Source organism: Paenibacillus sp. JT31N17 (genome assembly GCF_056269255.1).
Map to the genome: position 1 here is coordinate 940,541 of NZ_JBWDNP010000001.1, position 17,235 is coordinate 957,775.

18 protein-coding genes are annotated in these 17,235 nt (G+C 51.6%); 17 read left to right on the forward strand and 1 reads right to left on the reverse strand.

Going from position 1 to position 17,235, the window contains the following annotated elements:
* Positions 1-118: 118 nt before the first annotated feature.
* From AC0YOB_RS04050 to AC0YOB_RS04070, 5 genes are all read left to right on the forward strand, one after another.
* Positions 119-619, forward strand: a complete 501-nt coding sequence (locus AC0YOB_RS04050) for an isochorismatase family protein (RefSeq protein ID WP_475791661.1) — start codon at positions 119-121, stop codon at positions 617-619.
* An 85-nt stretch (positions 620-704) separates the two neighbouring features.
* Positions 705-1,685 (forward strand): aldo/keto reductase, encoded by a 981-nt coding sequence (locus tag AC0YOB_RS04055; protein WP_475791662.1) that lies wholly within the window; start codon positions 705-707, stop codon positions 1,683-1,685.
* A 352-nt stretch (positions 1,686-2,037) separates the two neighbouring features.
* Positions 2,038-2,658: a CGNR zinc finger domain-containing protein gene (locus AC0YOB_RS04060; protein ID WP_475785094.1), complete on the forward strand. Its 621-nt coding sequence runs from the start codon at positions 2,038-2,040 to the stop codon at positions 2,656-2,658.
* Between the two features lie 255 nt (positions 2,659-2,913).
* Positions 2,914-3,822: a pyridoxamine 5'-phosphate oxidase family protein gene (locus AC0YOB_RS04065; protein ID WP_475791663.1), complete on the forward strand. Its 909-nt coding sequence runs from the start codon at positions 2,914-2,916 to the stop codon at positions 3,820-3,822.
* A gap of 86 nt (positions 3,823-3,908) precedes the next feature.
* Entirely contained in the window at positions 3,909-4,274 is a 366-nt protein-coding gene (locus tag AC0YOB_RS04070; protein WP_475791664.1) for a hypothetical protein, read from the forward strand.
* Between the two features lie 47 nt (positions 4,275-4,321).
* Here the strand turns inward: AC0YOB_RS04070 and AC0YOB_RS04075 are convergent, their stop codons facing one another.
* Entirely contained in the window at positions 4,322-4,651 is a 330-nt protein-coding gene (locus tag AC0YOB_RS04075; RefSeq protein ID WP_475785091.1) for a winged helix-turn-helix transcriptional regulator, read from the reverse strand.
* Positions 4,652-4,816: 165 nt separating this feature from the next.
* On the opposite strand from AC0YOB_RS04075, the gene AC0YOB_RS04080 reads away from it, so the two are divergent.
* From AC0YOB_RS04080 to AC0YOB_RS04135, 12 genes are all read left to right on the forward strand, one after another.
* The gene (locus AC0YOB_RS04080; RefSeq protein WP_475791665.1) at positions 4,817-5,716 is read left to right on the forward strand and encodes an SDR family oxidoreductase; all 900 of its coding nucleotides are present in this window, start codon (positions 4,817-4,819) and stop codon (positions 5,714-5,716) included.
* Positions 5,717-6,098: 382 nt separating this feature from the next.
* Complete coding sequence (locus AC0YOB_RS04085) at positions 6,099-6,446, forward strand: Na-translocating system protein MpsC family protein (protein ID WP_210045354.1); 348 nt, start codon at positions 6,099-6,101, stop codon at positions 6,444-6,446.
* A gap of 108 nt (positions 6,447-6,554) precedes the next feature.
* Entirely contained in the window at positions 6,555-7,358 is an 804-nt protein-coding gene (locus AC0YOB_RS04090) for an ABC transporter ATP-binding protein (protein WP_475766570.1), read from the forward strand.
* A 29-nt stretch (positions 7,359-7,387) separates the two neighbouring features.
* Positions 7,388-8,266: an ABC transporter permease gene (locus tag AC0YOB_RS04095; protein WP_475791666.1), complete on the forward strand. Its 879-nt coding sequence runs from the start codon at positions 7,388-7,390 to the stop codon at positions 8,264-8,266.
* Between the two features lie 67 nt (positions 8,267-8,333).
* Complete coding sequence (locus AC0YOB_RS04100) at positions 8,334-9,401, forward strand: ABC transporter substrate-binding protein (protein WP_210045352.1); 1,068 nt, start codon at positions 8,334-8,336, stop codon at positions 9,399-9,401.
* A gap of 26 nt (positions 9,402-9,427) precedes the next feature.
* Complete coding sequence (locus AC0YOB_RS04105; protein WP_210045351.1) at positions 9,428-10,066, forward strand: cysteine hydrolase family protein; 639 nt, start codon at positions 9,428-9,430, stop codon at positions 10,064-10,066.
* Positions 10,067-10,196: 130 nt separating this feature from the next.
* Complete coding sequence (locus AC0YOB_RS04110; protein ID WP_475791667.1) at positions 10,197-11,648, forward strand: MFS transporter; 1,452 nt, start codon at positions 10,197-10,199, stop codon at positions 11,646-11,648.
* Positions 11,649-12,070: 422 nt separating this feature from the next.
* Positions 12,071-13,066, forward strand: coding sequence for an oxidoreductase (locus AC0YOB_RS04115; RefSeq protein ID WP_475791668.1), 996 nt, complete (start codon positions 12,071-12,073; stop codon positions 13,064-13,066).
* A 379-nt stretch (positions 13,067-13,445) separates the two neighbouring features.
* Positions 13,446-14,498: an ABC transporter substrate-binding protein gene (locus tag AC0YOB_RS04120; protein ID WP_475791669.1), complete on the forward strand. Its 1,053-nt coding sequence runs from the start codon at positions 13,446-13,448 to the stop codon at positions 14,496-14,498.
* On the forward strand, positions 14,495-15,505 hold the full coding sequence (locus AC0YOB_RS04125) for a FecCD family ABC transporter permease (protein WP_475791670.1): 1,011 nt from the start codon (positions 14,495-14,497) through the stop codon (positions 15,503-15,505). The genes AC0YOB_RS04120 and AC0YOB_RS04125 overlap by 4 nt, the downstream gene beginning before the upstream one ends.
* The gene (locus tag AC0YOB_RS04130; protein ID WP_210045347.1) at positions 15,502-16,314 is read left to right on the forward strand and encodes an ABC transporter ATP-binding protein; all 813 of its coding nucleotides are present in this window, start codon (positions 15,502-15,504) and stop codon (positions 16,312-16,314) included. The genes AC0YOB_RS04125 and AC0YOB_RS04130 overlap by 4 nt, the downstream gene beginning before the upstream one ends.
* Entirely contained in the window at positions 16,304-17,230 is a 927-nt protein-coding gene (locus AC0YOB_RS04135; protein WP_475791671.1) for a magnesium chelatase ATPase subunit I, read from the forward strand. Before AC0YOB_RS04130 ends, AC0YOB_RS04135 begins: the two co-directional genes overlap by 11 nt.
* Positions 17,231-17,235: the final 5 nt, after the last annotated feature.

Below are 17,235 nucleotides of genomic sequence, written 5' to 3' on the forward strand. Positions count from 1 at the left end.
CGGCAGTCCTGCTGTGTGTTAAAGATATCCAATCTTTATGGATGCGCCAAAAAGGATAAACAAATGCCTGTCTCGAATACAATATGAGTTGCCGGAGAATCTGAAGGGAGCTGCAGGAATGAAGATCGGATTATTGATCGTGGATATGCAAAATGTTTATCTGAACGGCTATGTGGAGAAAGCAAAGATAAGAGAAGCGAGCGAGTATATCAATTATGTGTCCAACATGATGCGGGATAAAGAGCAGACGGTCATCCATATTCAGGATATGGATGGTGCGGATGAGGACACGGATCCGGAGGCAAGAGAAATTGTGCCGGAGATCGTCGTGGGCCCAAAGGATATACGGGTAGAAAAGCTGTACTCCAACGGCTTCTGGAAGACGGATCTGGAGCAGGTGCTTCGTGATCAAGGAGTTGGATTTATTGTTGTTGCCGGTTTTTCTGCGGAATATTGTGTGACATTCACGACGAATGGCGCATTGGAACGCGGGTTTCAGGCCGCCATATTGCAGCGGGGAATTATAAGCGCAAACAACGAGGCCGTCAGCTCGACTTACCGGGACCGTCATCTCGTCTCCTATCCGGCGATTAAATTCATGTTGAGTGAACTGGTTTAAATACGGATAGGCAATCTAGCTGGCAAATCTATCATTAAATCGTTTACAATAATCAAGAATGGCAATCATAGAGGAGGAGAAGTCAATGAAATACACCAAGCTGGGAAAATCCGGACTAAACGTCAGCAAGCTTTGTCTGGGTACGATGAATTTCGGCGTCGACACCGAAGAGAAAGACGCGTTCCGCATTATGGATGCAGCGCTTGATGCGGGGATTAACTTCTTCGATACAGCTAATATTTACGGTTGGGGAGAAAATGCCGGCCGTACGGAAGAGATTATCGGCCGCTGGTTCGCGCAGGGCGGCGGCAGGCGGGAGAAGGTCGTGCTTGCGACCAAATTCTACGGCGACATGAGCGACAAGAATGATGGTCCGAACAGCGGCCCCGGCCTGTCGGCTTATAAGCTGCGCCGTCATCTGGAAGGCTCGCTTCTCCGGCTGCAGACGGATCATATCGAACTCTATCAGATGCACCACGTCGACCGCGATGTTTCCTGGGACGAGCTGTGGGAAGGCTTCCGCATCGCCCAGTACCAAGGCAAGATCGGTTATGTGGGCTCCAGCAATTTCGCTGGACGCGATCTGGTCAAGGCTCAATACGAAGCCAAATCGAAAGGCCTGCTCGGACTCGTGTCCGAACAGCATAAATACAGCCTGCTTACGCGTCAGCCCGAATTGGAGCTGCTGCCTGCGGCACAGGAATACGGCATCGGCGTCATTGCCTGGAGTCCGCTGGATGGCGGCATCCTGAGCGGCAATGCATTAAATCCCGTTGCAGGCTCAAGACGCGCCAGCGATCAGACCCGGGTGAACAAGCACCGGGCGCAGCTTGAAGCCTTCGCGGGACTTGCCCAAGAGCTTGGCGAGTCCGAAGCCAACATCGCGCTTGCCTGGACGCTGGCTCATCCTGCCATGACGGCGCCGATCATCGGACCGCGCACGATGGAGCAGCTCGAAGGCGCGCTTCGCGTCGTCGATATCGTTCTGAGCGAAGAAACTTTGAAGCGGCTTGACGAAATTTTCCCCGGCCCCGGCGGCGAAGCCCCCAAAGCTTACGCCTGGTAAGGTTATGCCAAGCCGAGCTCCGTTGTCAGAGGCAGCATGATTTTAACTTGAATGACTTAAGGTAAAATGGCACCCGTTCGGCATGAGCCGGGCGGGTGTTGTTTGTTCATATATCAGAATGGATAAAACTGGGCTCTACTTATATGATAATTATGGAGGAAGAAACTAACTGAGCCGCCAAAAGAACTTCAGCCGTTTCTTCTTATGCGAAGGGCTTTAATAGTTTGCTTTTCTGCAAGGGGTATCGTTTGATTGACCTGGGTATATCATAGCGAGTACCATATGGATAACGGAAGACTATCTCAAACCATAATTCCTTTCGTGCAAAACGTACTAAGGAGCGATGCATAAGATGCCAAAAATAATCGCACCATCCTTTAATTTTATTGGAAATCATCCGATTCTGGATTTTATAAATACGAAGATAGTCCACAATGGAAAACCATATGATCTGCTTGAATCGTTTGCGGATCTACTCGATTGGTTAAATCAAGCAAATATGCTGGGCCAAGAAGAGGCTGATCATAACGTACCGGGATGGAGTAATATGGATGAAAGACTTCATGTTGTGCATGAAGCCCGAAGGTTGCGAAGCAGTCTGCTCACCCTTGTCCAGAACGGGTTGAATCAAGAAGAGGCTTGCGGTGAGTGCATTGAAAATGTGAACAGCTTTCTTATAGACCGGGTAATTACAAAGAAAATAATAAAGACAGATAAAGGTTTTGGCACTTTACAGCATACAACTATGCAAAGGCCGCTCGATATTATTGCTCCTATCGCCGAAACGGCTGTAGATTTTTTAAGTCATTACAATTTATCATTGGTCAAAAAGTGTGAGAATCCGGAATGTGTCCTTTACTTCTATGACAACAGCAAGAACAGTACACGCAGATGGTGCAGTCAGAAAACCTGCGGGAACAGGATGAAGGTGACAGCTTATCTTGAACGGCAACGAAATAAAGGAAGCTTGTGAAAAGGGTCTTAGAAGATATCTTCTAAGGCTCTTTTTTTTCATGGGCAAACAGTAAATAATTAACCATCAAAAATAATGTTTACAGGTTAAATAAATTATTATATAATGCTCTTAATTGAGTTATGACGGTTAAATAACCAATCGAAAGCAACCAGGCCCCGCCATATCAAATTAAGATAAGATGATCAGCTTTATTGGGTATGTTAAGAGAAACTAACCGACTTATACAGTAATTCGTCGTAAGGGGTGATCAGAATGTCGGAAAATTTTCATGCGGGAGAGTTAATGGTTCAAGAAATGGCAGAGGAATCGGTGATAGCTGCTCAAAACAGTAAAATGATCAGTTCGCATCTTTCAAAAGGTGCGGCTGCATTTTTAAATAAGCAAATGTTTGTTGTGGTTGCTTATGGAGATACAAACGGAAAAGTATGGATTTCGTTTTTGACGGGAGACGAGGGATTTATTGAAGCGTCTGACGAGAAAACCGTCCAAATCCATGCACCGTCCTATTTGAAAGATGTCAATTTTCAATCCATCAGCCTGAATCGGCCATTGGGATTGTTGATCATGGACGCAAACAGACGAATACGTCTTCGGATTAACGGAGTAGTCGATTCCTTTGATGAAAATGGATTGAAATTAAACACCAAACAGGTCTACGGGAACTGCCCAAAATATATTCGCAAAAGAAATTTACGTGAAGACGGAGACAAGCATCGCAGCCTGGTATCGGAGCATCGCAGCCGCATATTGAGCAAAGAACACCAAGAGTGGATTGAATCCGCCGATACCTTCTACATTGGGAGCTTAAACTCGGCTTACGAGGCTGATGCTTCACATAGGGGCGGAAATCCGGGATTCGTTCAGGTGGCGAGCGAGTCGGAATTGGTGATACCTGACTATTTCGGGAACTCTATGTTCAACACGCTCGGCAATATTGTTACGAATTCAGCTGCAGGGTTATTATTTATCGATTATGACAACGGCCATTCCCTGCATCTGGCCGGACAAGCTGAAGTGATATGGGATGAGAATGAAATAGCAGAATTCCCGGGAGCAAGCAGATTGGTGCGTTTTCGTATCGATGAGGTGCTTCAACTGAATAATGGCTCAAGACTGGGGTGGATTAACGGCGAGGCTTCTCCGTATAATCCAGCTTTATAAAAGATTTAAGGTGGTGGTGTGTATAAGCAATCGCGGATTTAAGCAGGTTTTATTTTGTATCAACTACTATTTAGGAGGAATTTTACATGAGTACAAATAAATATATAATCATTGTTCAAGCAGGTAAGCAGGATATGGCCAGAGCGCTGCATGGCTTGTTGTACGGGATCGAACTGCATGAAGCGGGCATTGAAGCGGAGCTCTATTTTGACGGAGCTGGAACGTATTGGCCAACTGAATTTGCCAAACCGGATCACGAGTTGAACTCTCAGTACAAACAGGCTCTCAAAACCGGTATTATTAAAGGCGGCTGTACCGCCTGCTCAGGATTTTTTGAAGTTGCAGAAGAAATGCAGCAGGCGGGTGTACCGCTGGCAGGCAGTGAGGCAAGCGGAGGCCATCTTCCATTTGCCCAATATATTAAAGAAGGTTTTATCCCGGTTATTCTCTAAAATTCAGCCATCTGGCCGGTTTTGCCCAGGCAAAGCCGGCTTCTCCTCTATATGACAGGATCCCATTCATTTTTCCAGCGGTTGATTTCCATAAAAACACCGGTAAAGGCCTTCCCTTTATCCGTCAATGAGTACTCCACAGTCAGCGGTACAGTCAGAAAAACACTGCGGGTGAGCATTCGGTGTTGCTCAAGATTGCGTAAGGTGTCAGTCAATCCCTTCGTGCTGATTTTCCCCAAATTTCTGCGTAATTGATTAAACCGTTGAGGCTCTCTCAGAAGCTCGGTGATAACTAAAAAAGGCCACTTGCCTGCTAGAAGCTGTAAAACCTCGGATATGGAAGCAATGCATTGGTTGTCCTCCTCAGTCGTGCTCACAGTTCTGTCATCTCACTTTCAATAATATAGTAATATTAAATTATTAAGTAAATCATAACATGCAGTGATAGGTTAATCCACCCCATAATTGCACCGTGACAGGTACCAATCAGGAACTGGGCGAATACTCTGGTTTTGACTAGAAAAGCAATTGGAGGTTTCGCTGTGATTCCCATGTACCCCTATTACGGTTATCAGACAAAATGCCGGCAGGTGCCGATCACATTTCCGCCCCAGCATCAGGACGTGCAGCCTGGTTTAGAGTATTTAATGAACCCGATTCCTATATCCGACAATCCCCATTACAAGGGAAGCTGCAAGCTGGAGGGGAAAGCAGCCATCATCACCGGGGGCGACAGCGGAATCGGCCGCGCAGTTGCCATCGGCTTCGCCAAAGAAGGAGCGGACATGGCGATCGTCTATCTGTACGAGCGCGAGGACGCCGAAGCGACCAAGCGGATGGTTGAGCACTATGGCGGCCGATGCCTGCTCATTGAAGGAGATTTGCGCCAGCCCGGTTTTTCCCAGGACGTGGTGAAACGGACGATTGAATGCTACGGCAAGCTTGACATCCTTATCTTGAACCAGGGCGTCCAGTTCCCGCAGGAGAGCATAGCTAATATATCCAATGAACAGCTTGAGGACACATACCGGACCAATATTTTTCCGCATTTCTACATGACGAAGGCTGCGCTGCCTTACCTGAAGCCGGGAAGCACGATTGTATCTACGGCATCCGTTACCGCGTACGCAGGCGCCCCTTTGCTTGTCGATTATTCTTCTACCAAGGGCGCGATCGTATCCTTTACCCGTTCGTTGTCGCTCCAACTGGTCAGCAGGGGAATCCGGGTCAATGCCATAGCTCCGGGACCGATCTGGACACCGCTAATCGTATCGAGCTATTCGGCTGAATATGTTAAAACCTTCGGACTTGAAACGCCGATGAAACGCGCTGGGCAGCCATTCGAGCTTGCGCCCACCTACATTTATCTGGCATCCGACGATTCTTCCTTTGTTACGGGACAGGTGCTTCACGTCAATGGCGGCGTAATGACGGAAACATAAGCAAAGCCTGCAAGCCTTACAATCTATCATTGATCGTCGATTGAAAAAGGCTGGACGTTCCTTGTCGAGAGACGGGAACGTCCATGCTTTTTTTGAAAATATAGAATCTCCCCTATATAGCTTATATTTCAGAGGTAAGGATACTCGCTGTGCCGCAAGAGGAAGGCGATAGCCATTTCATCCTATAATTTTGTTAGATACACGTCATATTCAAGACCATAATCTATATTTTTATTTTTATATGTTATTTAATATTACATAAAATCGTTGACAGCTAGATATTTTCCGCTATAATAAAACTCAACAAAGCAAAACACCCAATACTGTGTTAGAAAATATAACAATCATAGGGTGTGATGAATTGGGTTGGACAGCAGGCAGTATGAAACAAAGCATTCTCAAGCTGTACAATGAGATTAACATGGGGATGTTCAACGCCGGCGTCAGCCGTCAGAAGGTTGATTTTGTCGGCAACAAGATATTGATTCTGTCTATCAATCATCGCGTACCGGTATTAAAGCTCCTGGACGGGAAGGACATCGCGTCCACCAGAAGGTTGGACATGCTGTTATCCGAGCATTTCAAGGCTGAAATCAAGAGGGAATTTGAACAGGCATTTCAATTTAATATCGTTGCGATTCTGAAGGATTACGATATCGAGACCGAATACTCCGGTACGATCGTCATCCTGGATCGGGACGTGGAAAGTTATCTGAATGATGCGTTGTAGCTCCGCAAGGAGAGCCGACAAAATCGTCAGTTCCTGGGAAAGCATAGGCACATCTGTGTCTTCCCGGAGCTGGCGGTTTTTTTATTCTATCACGGGAGGGAATTTGGTATGGAGAATGCGGCGGGACAAATGATTGAGATCAACGGTGTGAGTAAAATTTTCCGGAAAAACGGGAAAGACATCATGGCCATGCAGGAAACGAGCCTGTCGATTGAGGAAGGGCGCTTTGTCAGCATCATCGGACCCAGCGGCTGCGGGAAATCGACGCTGTTCAACATTATTGCCGGGCTGGTTCCCCCGTCGACAGGTCAAGTACTGGCTGGCGGCACCAACATTATCGGGAAAACCGGGCATGTCGGTTATATGCTCCAGAAGGATATGCTGCTGCCTTGGCGCACGATACTGGACAATATTATTCTCGGCATGGAAATTCGCGGCGTCCCCCGGAAACAGGCGGTGGAGCGGGCGCTTCCCCTGATGGAGCGGTATGGGCTGAAGGGCTTCGACAGGCATTATCCGAAGGAGCTTTCCGGAGGCATGAAGCAGAGAGCCGCACTGCTGCGGACGCTGCTGTACGACCGGGATATTATTTTGCTGGACGAGCCTTTCGGGGCGCTGGACGCTCAGACCCGGATAACGATGCAGAACTGGCTGCTGCAGCTGTGGGGCGATTTCGGCAAAACGGTGCTGTTCGTCACTCACGATATCGACGAGGCGATCTATCTTTCGGATGAAATCTACGTGTTCACCGCAAGGCCGGGCAGGATCAAGACAAAGGTGACGGTCAACATGGAGCGGCCGCGCAAGCAGGAGGATCTTACCTCGCCCGCGTTCATGGAGCTGAAAAATCATCTGATGGGTTTGCTCGCAGAAGAGCAGCAGACAGCGCAGGCGGCAGAAATGATCTCTTAAATAAAGGATAGAGGGAAGGGACTGCACTTATGAAAATCGAGAGCGAGGCAACGTTTCTGAAGTCGGCTGTGATTGAAAACCTGCTTCATAAGAAAGAGGCGCATCGGGCTGAGGCGCCGGTCATTCAGGATGAGGAGCTGCAGGAAAGAAGAAGCCGGCGTTTTGTCATGATGGGCCGGTTATTGATCACGCTGCTGGTGCTGGTGGTATGGGAAGGCTTTACGCGGATGGGCTGGCTGGATTCCTACTATTGGAGCAGTCCTGTAACAATCGCCCAGACTGCCTGGATCCAGGCAACGCAAAATCATTTGCTGTCCGACATGCTGTATACGTCGGGCTCCACCATTATCGGCTTCGTCGCCGGTACAGCCATCGGCGCTGCAATCGGTTTATCATTCTGGTGGTCGAAACAATATGCGCTGATCAGCGAGCCGTTCCTGATTATTCTGAACGCCATGCCGAAGCTGGCGCTCGCTCCCATCATCGTTATTCTGCTCGGCATCGGCTTCTTCTCCAAGGTGGCGCTGGCCTTCGCCCTGACTGTCATCGTCTCGGCGCTTTCCGCCCACAGCGGCGTCAAGAGCGTCGATCCCGATATGGAGAAGCTGATGTATTCGCTGGGTGCCAAGCGGAGGCAGGTATTCACTAAGGTTGTCGTCCCGTGGTCGATGCCATGGATTATCAGCAGCCTGCGCATCAATATCGCGCTTGCCCTGGCCGGCGCTATCGTCGGCGAGTTCATTGCTTCCAGTCAAGGGGTTGGACGCATGATCATGTATGCCGGGACCATTCTCGATATTGATCTCGTCTGGGTCGGCGTCGTTGTGCTCTCCATCCTGTCCATGGTCATGTACTGGGGCGTTGTTGCTCTGGAGAAGTGGCTGTCCAAGGGCTTCATCAAGCAGTAGCTCCAGCCGAAACGGTTGTTTGCTCAATAGAGATGGCCTATGAGCCAAAAAAGGGAGAGATGAAATTATGCTGCGTACCCGTAAATTGTTGGCTGCCTTGATCTGCGTCTGTCTGTTCAGCCTGGCCGCCGCCTGCGGCAGCAAGACCTCGAACAACACCGTTGATACCGGCGCTGCTGCGCCCGCATCCGGAACCGAAACCGTCGCGGCAGGCCCGCTCAAGAAACTCGTTATCGCGGAGCCGCTCCATTCTATCGGCTACCTGCCGCTCTATATTGCGCAGCGGGACGGGTATTTCAAGAAGAACGGTCTGGACGTAAAGGTGATCACGGCAGCCGGAGGCACGCATGTAACGGCAGTCGTCAGCGGCGACGCCTGGGGCGTAATCGGCGGACCGGAATCCAACGCCATGGCCAACAGGAAGAATGACGATCCTATCATCTCCGTCGTCAATGTCGTCAACCGGGCCAATGTATATCTGATGGCGAAGAAAGGAACCGGGCCGAAGAGCGATTCGCCTGAGGACTTGAAGGCCTTTCTCCAGGACAAGAAGCTGATTGTCGGCCGTCATGGCGGCACGCCCAATCTGCTGAGCCGGTACCTGCTCATTGAGCTTGGCCTTGATCCCGATAAGGACGCGCAGCTTCTGGAGCCGGCGGACAGCTCCGCGGTTGTCGCCATGATGCAGTCCGGAGCCGGCGAGATCGCGAACGGCGCCGAGCCGCAGGTGAGCGATGGAATGTCCAAGGGGGTATGGGACGAGCCGTTCTACAAGTTTCATTCGCTTGGCGATTATGCCTATTCGGTACTAAGCGTCAAGAAATCGACTATCGAGAAGGACCCGGAGACGGTCCAAAAATTCGTGAATTCGATTCTGGAGGTGTTGCAGAAGGTCAAAGACGATAAGGAATACGCAGCTGCCCAGGCAAAGCTGGAATTTCCGACCATGACGGATGAGGCGCTTAAAGCATCGATGGAACGCGCTTATGCGGACGAGCTGTGGAGTCCGGACGGGCAGATTTCTGAAGAGGCGCTTAAAAACGACATGGATGTCATGGCCAAAACCAAGATATTTACAGACCCCTATACGTATGACGGCCTGATTGATATGCAATTCGTGAATAACGCGAAATAACTACATTAATCCATGAGGTGACGACAATGAGACTCGTAAAAGAAAACCTGGAGCCTTCAAAAACGGCTATTATCGTAGTCGATGTACAAAACGATTTCTGTCATCCCGACGGCGCCTGTGCCCGTCGCGGCAGCGATGTCAGCGGCGTGAAGGAAATGATGCCGCATCTGCACGGTCTGCTTAGCGGAGCAAGAACATACGGTGTGCCGATTATATTCATCCAGACGTTCCATGAGAAGGCGACCGACTCCGCTGCCTGGACTGGCCGCTCGGACGGCCGCTCGGGCGAAGTGTGCCGGACCGGCACCTGGGGCGCAGAGTTCTACGAAGTGGCTCCGCTGCCGGGCGAGATTATCGTCAACAAGCACCGGTACAGCGCCTTTATCAATACCCGGCTGGACTCGGTGCTACGCACCCTGAAAATCGAGACGCTGGTCATGACCGGCGTCAGCACGAATGTATGCGTGGAATCCACCGCACGCCATGGCTACATGCTGGATTACAATATTGCGTTCGTAGCCGATGGCTGCGCCGCTTTCTCGCAGGCGGAGCATGACACGACGCTTTCGAATATCGACAGATTCTTTGGTACAGTCGTGAATTCCGGCCAATTGATCGAAACATGGGAGTCAATGGCTGCCAAGACCGTTACGACGGCAGGCTGAAGATCACAATCATAACCGGAAGGAGGCGTCACCAGCGGCAATTATGCCGCCTGTGGGCGGCCTCCTTTCTTTTTCCCGGCACCCGCACGCTGCGCTGTTTAATACGTTACAGAAATGGGAGAATGCTGCTGTGAAAACCAAATCAACCGCTGCCATCCAGTATGTCATATGTCTCGGAGCGTTCCTGTCCAATCTGTCGGCAGGGATGTTCAATATTGCGCTGGTCGATATTGCCGGAGACTTTCACCGCTCCATTCCATCGACCCAATGGGTGGTGACGATCTATCTGCTGACCATATCCGTTTGTCTGCCGCTGATGGGCGCGATTGGAGACCTTCGGGGCAAGCGGGATATTCACAATCTGGGATATTTTATATTTATGACCGGAGGCTTATTCTGTGCATTGTCGCCCAATTTGCCTGCGCTGATCGGCTTTCGCATCCTTCAGGGCATAGGGGCGTCCATGTACCAGGCGAATAATATGGCACTCGTCGTCTCGCTGTTCCCTCCCGAGAAAAGGGGAAGAGCGCTTGGAACAGTCAGTACCTTCGTGGCCGCCGGCGCTCTGATCGGTCCAAGCCTGGGGGGTGTCATCATTCAGTTGTCCTCCTGGAGGTTCAACTTCTGGCTGCTCGCTGCCGTTGCATTCGGCGCGTGGCTGCTCGCGCAGCGGCTAATACCGAAGGACAAGACAGAAGGCAAAGCCATGCCCGATTTGCCCGGGGCCGGATTATTCGCCGTTTCCCTCACTGGACTTGTTACGGGTCTGAACCTCGGAACGACCCTGGGATGGAATTCGGGGGTCGTCTGGCTGCTGCTTGCTTCCTTCTCCATATTTGCCTATCTGTTCGCCAAGTGGAGCTTATCCGCCAGATGGGCGCGAATTGGCCGTGCGCCTTTCATCCGGCTCGCCATGTTCAATCATCCCGCAATCGTCTTCGGGATCCTGCTGACAATCGTCACATATGCCGCAGCATTTGCCACCCAAATCGTACTTCCTGTATTTCTGCGCAGCGTGATGGGGATGGAGCCGGCCGCTGCAGGTCTGGTGGTTATGGCATATCCGGCTTCGCTGATTATCTCCGCGCCCCTGAGCGGCGGCAGCTCCGACAAATACGGTTCTACGCCGATCATGCTCATGGGGCTGGGCTGTATGGTCGCCGCCATGACTGCGCTGAGCTTCCTTTCAGTGGACACCAGCCTGGTTTACGTCATCACGTTCGTTGTGCTGCTCGGCTGCGCGATGGGTATGATCACTTCGCCGAACAACAGCATCGTGATGAGCCGCACGCCGAAACAGAATCTGGGCATGATGAGCAGCATGATCGCGCTGAACCGCAATCTTGGCATGATGACAGGCGCGGCCATCGGCGGCATGATTATGATGGCTGCGCCTGGTAGTCAGAGCGCTGGAGCAGAAGGCGGTGCCGGTCAGCTTGTGCGCAGCTTCCGGGACGGGTATCTGTCGATGGCAGCGATTGTGCTCGCAGCCCTGCTGGTTTTTGTATGGATCGTGCGCGTCGGCGCAAGACGGGATCGCACCGGAACGCACGCCGGTGTGGAACAGAAATCGATGGTCTAGAGCTGCCCCCGGGATATATGGGGAGCATTGGGAACAACGCTTGAGTCTATTCGGGACGGCCATAGTTTAAAGCACATAGCCGCGCAAAGCAGCGGCTTTTTATTTTGCGTATCCCGGTGAACGAAATAATCATGCAAGCGTATCAAGGATGGAATTGGAAGAAATAATAAACGAAATACCGCTTGACTTGGAGTGCACTCCAAACGATAAGATATCCCTTGCAGCGAATCAATCCTAACCATAGCGTCCAACATAAAGGAGAGCGGGACGGTGGAGTATGGATTTTCGATTGCAGGGAAAAACGAGCATGCACTCCCATTCGGCAGACGATGGATTTACCTTAGTCGGGCAGAGGCTGGAAAGGCTGAATAGCTGGAGATTGTTCGGAACATCATATCCCAAGACATGAGAGGAGAATGGTTATGCATACGGATAACTTATATAAAATCACCCCGCAAGCGCCGATTCCATCGGGCTTCGGGCATCAAACAACGGCGCGTGAGGCGCTTGGCGGACGCGACCTGAGCGGCAAGACTGCAATCGTAACCGGCGGCTATTCAGGCATTGGCCTTGAAACAACCCGCGCTCTGGCAGAAGCGGGAGCGACAGTTATAGTACCCGCACGGACACCGGAAAAAGCCCGCGCTTCAGTCGCCGGGATTCCAAGGGTGGAGCTGGAATCGCTTGATCTTATAAACCCGGCTTCGATCGATGCCTTCGCCCAGAGGTTTCTCGATTCCGGCAGGCCGCTGGATATTCTCGTCAACAGCGCCGGGATCATGGCTGTTCCTCTTACGCGTGATGCGCGTGGATACGAATCCCAATTTGCCACCAATCATCTGGGCCACTTCCAGCTTACTGCGCGGCTCTGGCCCGCCTTGAATAAGTCGGGAAACGCACGGATTGTCTCGGTCAGCTCGGGGGCGATACGCTATTCGGGCATAGATTTCGGGGATCCGAACTTCGAGCGCAAAGAGTACGACAAATGGACAGCATACGGCCAGTCCAAATCTGCCAACGCGCTGTTTGCCGTCGAGCTGGACAAGCGTGGATATTCGTCCGGCGTGCGCGCCTTCTCACTCCATCCCGGCGTGATTATAACCGATTTATCACGTCATCTGTCGGATGACGAGATGCGCGCCATGGGTGCGCTCGATGAACAGGGCCGCCGCGTCGCTTCCGATCCTTCGCGGTACAAGTCCCCTGAGCAGGGTGCGGCAACAAGCGTTTGGTGCGCAGCAAGCACACAGCTGGACGGAATGGGCGGTGTTTACTGCGAGGATGTCGACATCTCCGTAGTTGTTCCCGATGACGCTCCGATTGGTCCCGGTGTCGTGCAATGGGCGATCAATCCCGAATTTGCAGAACGGCTGTGGCTGCTCAGCGAGGAGCTGACCGGCGTGAAGTTCACGATTTAAACGGGATGAAGCGCGCTGATACGGGCGGTTGATCTTTTTCAAGCATTAATGCTCCTGTGCATACACTTCGAGGGCCGCTCAGATTCCTGCTTCCAGGAATTGAGCGGCCTTTTCACATTTCTGGCAAAATGCCTTCAGATAATTGCCTTCTTGACACTTGAATCATCCTCACTCTATAATGATCACTATATTAAACGTAATAATTACGTTTAAATAAGGCTAACCGAATCGGATTATTCGATTATTCATTTCATCTTAATCAGCACGCGATGAATAGCCTGAAGATGGATTCAGAACATAAGGAGGGTCGGAAAGGCACGGGCGGCAATGGAAAAATGGAATTGGATGATGAGACCTATACATAATTGGGAGGATTACCATGAAGAAATCAATTAAGCTTTCATTCACGATCATTGCGGTTTTGATACTGGCCCTGACTGCAGCAGCCTGCGGGCAGGAGGACGAAGCTGACCCAGCATCGAATTTGGCGAACACAACCAACACAACCGCGGCGGGAGCTCCCCTGCAGGAATTATCCCCGACCAAGGAGGAGACTGCCGCAGACGACCAATCCACGGTTTTTTATACATTCCAGGATGATGCGGACAAAACCGTCACTTTGACGGCCAAGCCTGAGCGGATTGTTGTGCTGGCTCCGGAGTTCCTGCCCGTGTTATACGAGCTTGGCGGGGAAGCCGTCGGACGTATCACTGTCAACGCCTCGCCTGTGCCGGAGGCAGCCGAAGATATTCAACAGCTGGGTACGGTGGGGCAAGTCAATGTGGAGCAGCTGGTTGCCTTGAAACCGGATCTGGTCATTGGCTCCACAACCTTTGATGCAAAATTAACCGATTTGATGGCAAGCAATAACATTCCTTTGGCATTGCTGAAAATGTCTTCCTTTGAAAGTGTTAAAGAAAAAGCGAAGCTGTTCGGTATTATAACCGGCAATGAAACGAAAGCAGGCGAGCTGATTGCCAAAATTGAAGCCGACATGGCCGGGATCGGCAGCAAAATACCGGCAGACCAGCATCCGACCTTTACCGTATTAAATGTTACTCCATCAAGTATTTCGCTGCAGCGTTCGAACACGACGGCACTGGAGATCGGACATCTTCTGGGCATGACCAATATCGCCGAAGGCATGAGCGCGTCTCCAAACAGCGCAACCTCTGCGCCATACAGCATGGAAGCTTTAGTGGCTGCACAACCGGATTTCATCTTCATGACCATACACGGAGCCCAGGACAAAGGGATGGCCAAAATCCAGCAGGACCTGGAGAAAAATCCGGCATGGGCTTCCCTCACTGCCGTGAAGGAAAAACGCGCGATGGTCATTCCAGCAGATAAATTTCTGACGAATCCCGGCTTTAATTATGCGGAATCCATGAAGCTGATGGCTCAGATTGTATATCCGGAGATTTTCGGGTGACAGCCAACAATAAAGCATTGAGGCACCGGGGCGGCTGGAGGGCGGGGATGCTCATCCTTTTTCTTGCGGCAGCGGTGATGGCCTTTACGTTCAGCATGAACAGAGGGGCCATCGCGATTCCGCTCGGAGATACGTGGAGATACTTGTTCCACCCGTCCCAAGAGGGCGTGATGAGGGATATTATCTGGAATATCCGCTATCCGCGGACGCTGGTAGCGGCACTGGTAGGTGCGAATTTGGCGGTTTCCGGCGCATTGCTTCAAGGCGTCATGCGTAATCCGCTGGCTGACCCCCACATCATCGGGGTATCGAGCGGTGCCGGTCTCCTGGGGATGATCGTCCTCATTGCGCTGCCGAATATGTCCTATCTGTTAACGCCTTTCGCTTTTATCGGCGGGACGGGCGCTGCTCTGCTGATCTATTTATTGGCGTGGAAGAACGGGATTGTGCCTACACGAATCATATTGGCCGGCGTAGCCGTATCTGCCTTTATGGGGGCGGGAATATCCGCATTGTTAACGTTCTACAGCGACCGGGTTCAGGGTGCGATTTCATTCATGGTCGGAGGGCTGTCCGCCAAAAGCTGGCCGCAATTCGATACGATTTTGCCCTATTCGGTCGTTGGCCTGGCGGTCGCGTTCTTCTGCGCAAGAAAGATGAACATTCTCATGCTGGGCGACTCGACGGCGAAGAGCCTGGGAACGCGCGTGGAGCTGACGCGGATTATCGTGACGATGGTGGCTACTTTTCTGGCTGCCAGCGCGGTCAGTATTGTCGGTTTGCTCGGCTTTGTCGGCCTGATCATTCCTCATACCGCAAGAATGCTGGTGGGCAATGATTATCGCGTGCTGCTTCCTGCTTCCGCACTGCTGGGCGTTGCTGTTATTACGGCTTGCGATACTGTAGCGCGGCTTGCTTTTGCCCCGATCGAGCTGCCGGTCGGCGTCATCATGGGAGCATTGGGCGCGCCGTTCTTCCTGTATCTGCTAAGGAGGAAAACCGTATGAGCTTCATCCGGGCAGTGGGAATCACTCAGCAATTTAATGACAAAACAGCCGTCAACCAGCTGGATCTCTCCATCGATCAAGGCAGGATTTACAGCATTATCGGGCCGAATGGCTGCGGGAAGAGCACTCTGCTCAGGATACTGGCGCGGCAGCTGAAGCCGAAGCAGGGCGAGGTGTTCCTTGAAGGAGAAAATTTGTACAAAATGCCGCCCAAACGGGCAGCGCTTAAGCTGGCTCTGCTGGCACAAAGCGCCGAACCGGTCGATTTGACCGTTCAGCAGCTCATCGCATACGGGCGCTCTCCGCATAAATCGATGCTCCAAAAAATGAACAAAGACGACGATGAAATCATCCGGTGGGCGATTGAGCAAACGAATCTGCAGCATTTGGCAGACCGCAATGTGGCAACATTATCCGGCGGAGAACGCCAGCGCGTATGGATTGCGCTGGCTATTGCCCAGCAATCCGCGGTGCTGCTTCTTGACGAACCGACGACCTTCCTCGACGTTTCCCATCAGCTGGAGGTGATGGAGGTGGTGGCGGGGCTTAACCGCAATCACGGGACGACGATTATTATGGTGCTCCATGATATGAATCATGCGGCTGCCTATTCGGATGAAATTATCGTCATGAATCATGGGAGGCTTTATTCCAAAGGCGCTCCGGACGAGGTGATGACACCCGCCATGCTTCGGGAGGTTTTTCAGGTTGAAGCGCGGATCTATACCGATCCGGAGGACGGGAAACCGGCATACTTACTCAAAGGTCTTGCTGACAAAGAAAGGGCAGGTAAAGAATATGTCCACTAAAACCTACCGATATCCGATAACGGCGATTGTCGGGCAAGAGAAGATGAAGCAGGCGCTGCTCCTGAATGTCGTCAATCCGAAGCTCGGCGGTGTCTTGATCCGCGGGGAGAAGGGGACGGCGAAGTCGACGGCCGTTCGCGCGCTGGCAGATTTGTTGACGGAGCTCAAAGTGGTTAATCTGCCTGTAGGAGCGACGGAGGACCGGGTTGTCGGGACGCTGGATATCGAGCATGCCATTAAACACGGCGAGAAGAAATTCGAACCCGGCTTGCTGGCAAAAGCGGACGGTCATATTCTCTATGTGGATGAAATCAATCTGCTGGAGGACCACATTGTTGATGTACTGCTGGACGCGGCAGCCATGGGGATCAATACGATCGAGCGGGAAGGGATTTCTTATTCGCATTCTTCACGTTTTATTCTGATCGGAACGATGAATCCCGAGGAAGGGGATTTGCGCCCGCAGCTGCTGGACCGGTTCGCCTTATCCGTCGAGGTCAGCGGGGAGAGGGATGCCCGGCAGCGGGTCGAGGTCATTAAACGAAGGCTCAGCTACGAGAAGGATCCGGAGGCTTTTTGCCAATCTTACGGGACAGATCAGCTTCTTCTGGAGACGCAGATCCGTCAGGCGCGGGAAACCTTGAAGCATGTGCAAATAAGTGACGACATGCTGTCGCTTGCTGCCCGCTTATCGATTGGTTTGGACATGGACAGCCATCGCGCCGATATTATGATGATCAAAACCGCAATGACGATTGCCGCCGTCGATGGAAGAACGGAAGCATGTCTTGAGGATATGAAGCAGGCGGCACAGCTCGTCCTGCCACACCGTCTGCGTCAGACTCCGTTTGCGGCAAGGGAAGTATCCTATGACCGGATCGATCTATTGATCGATGAAATAAGTGTGGTGAAGTAAAGCGG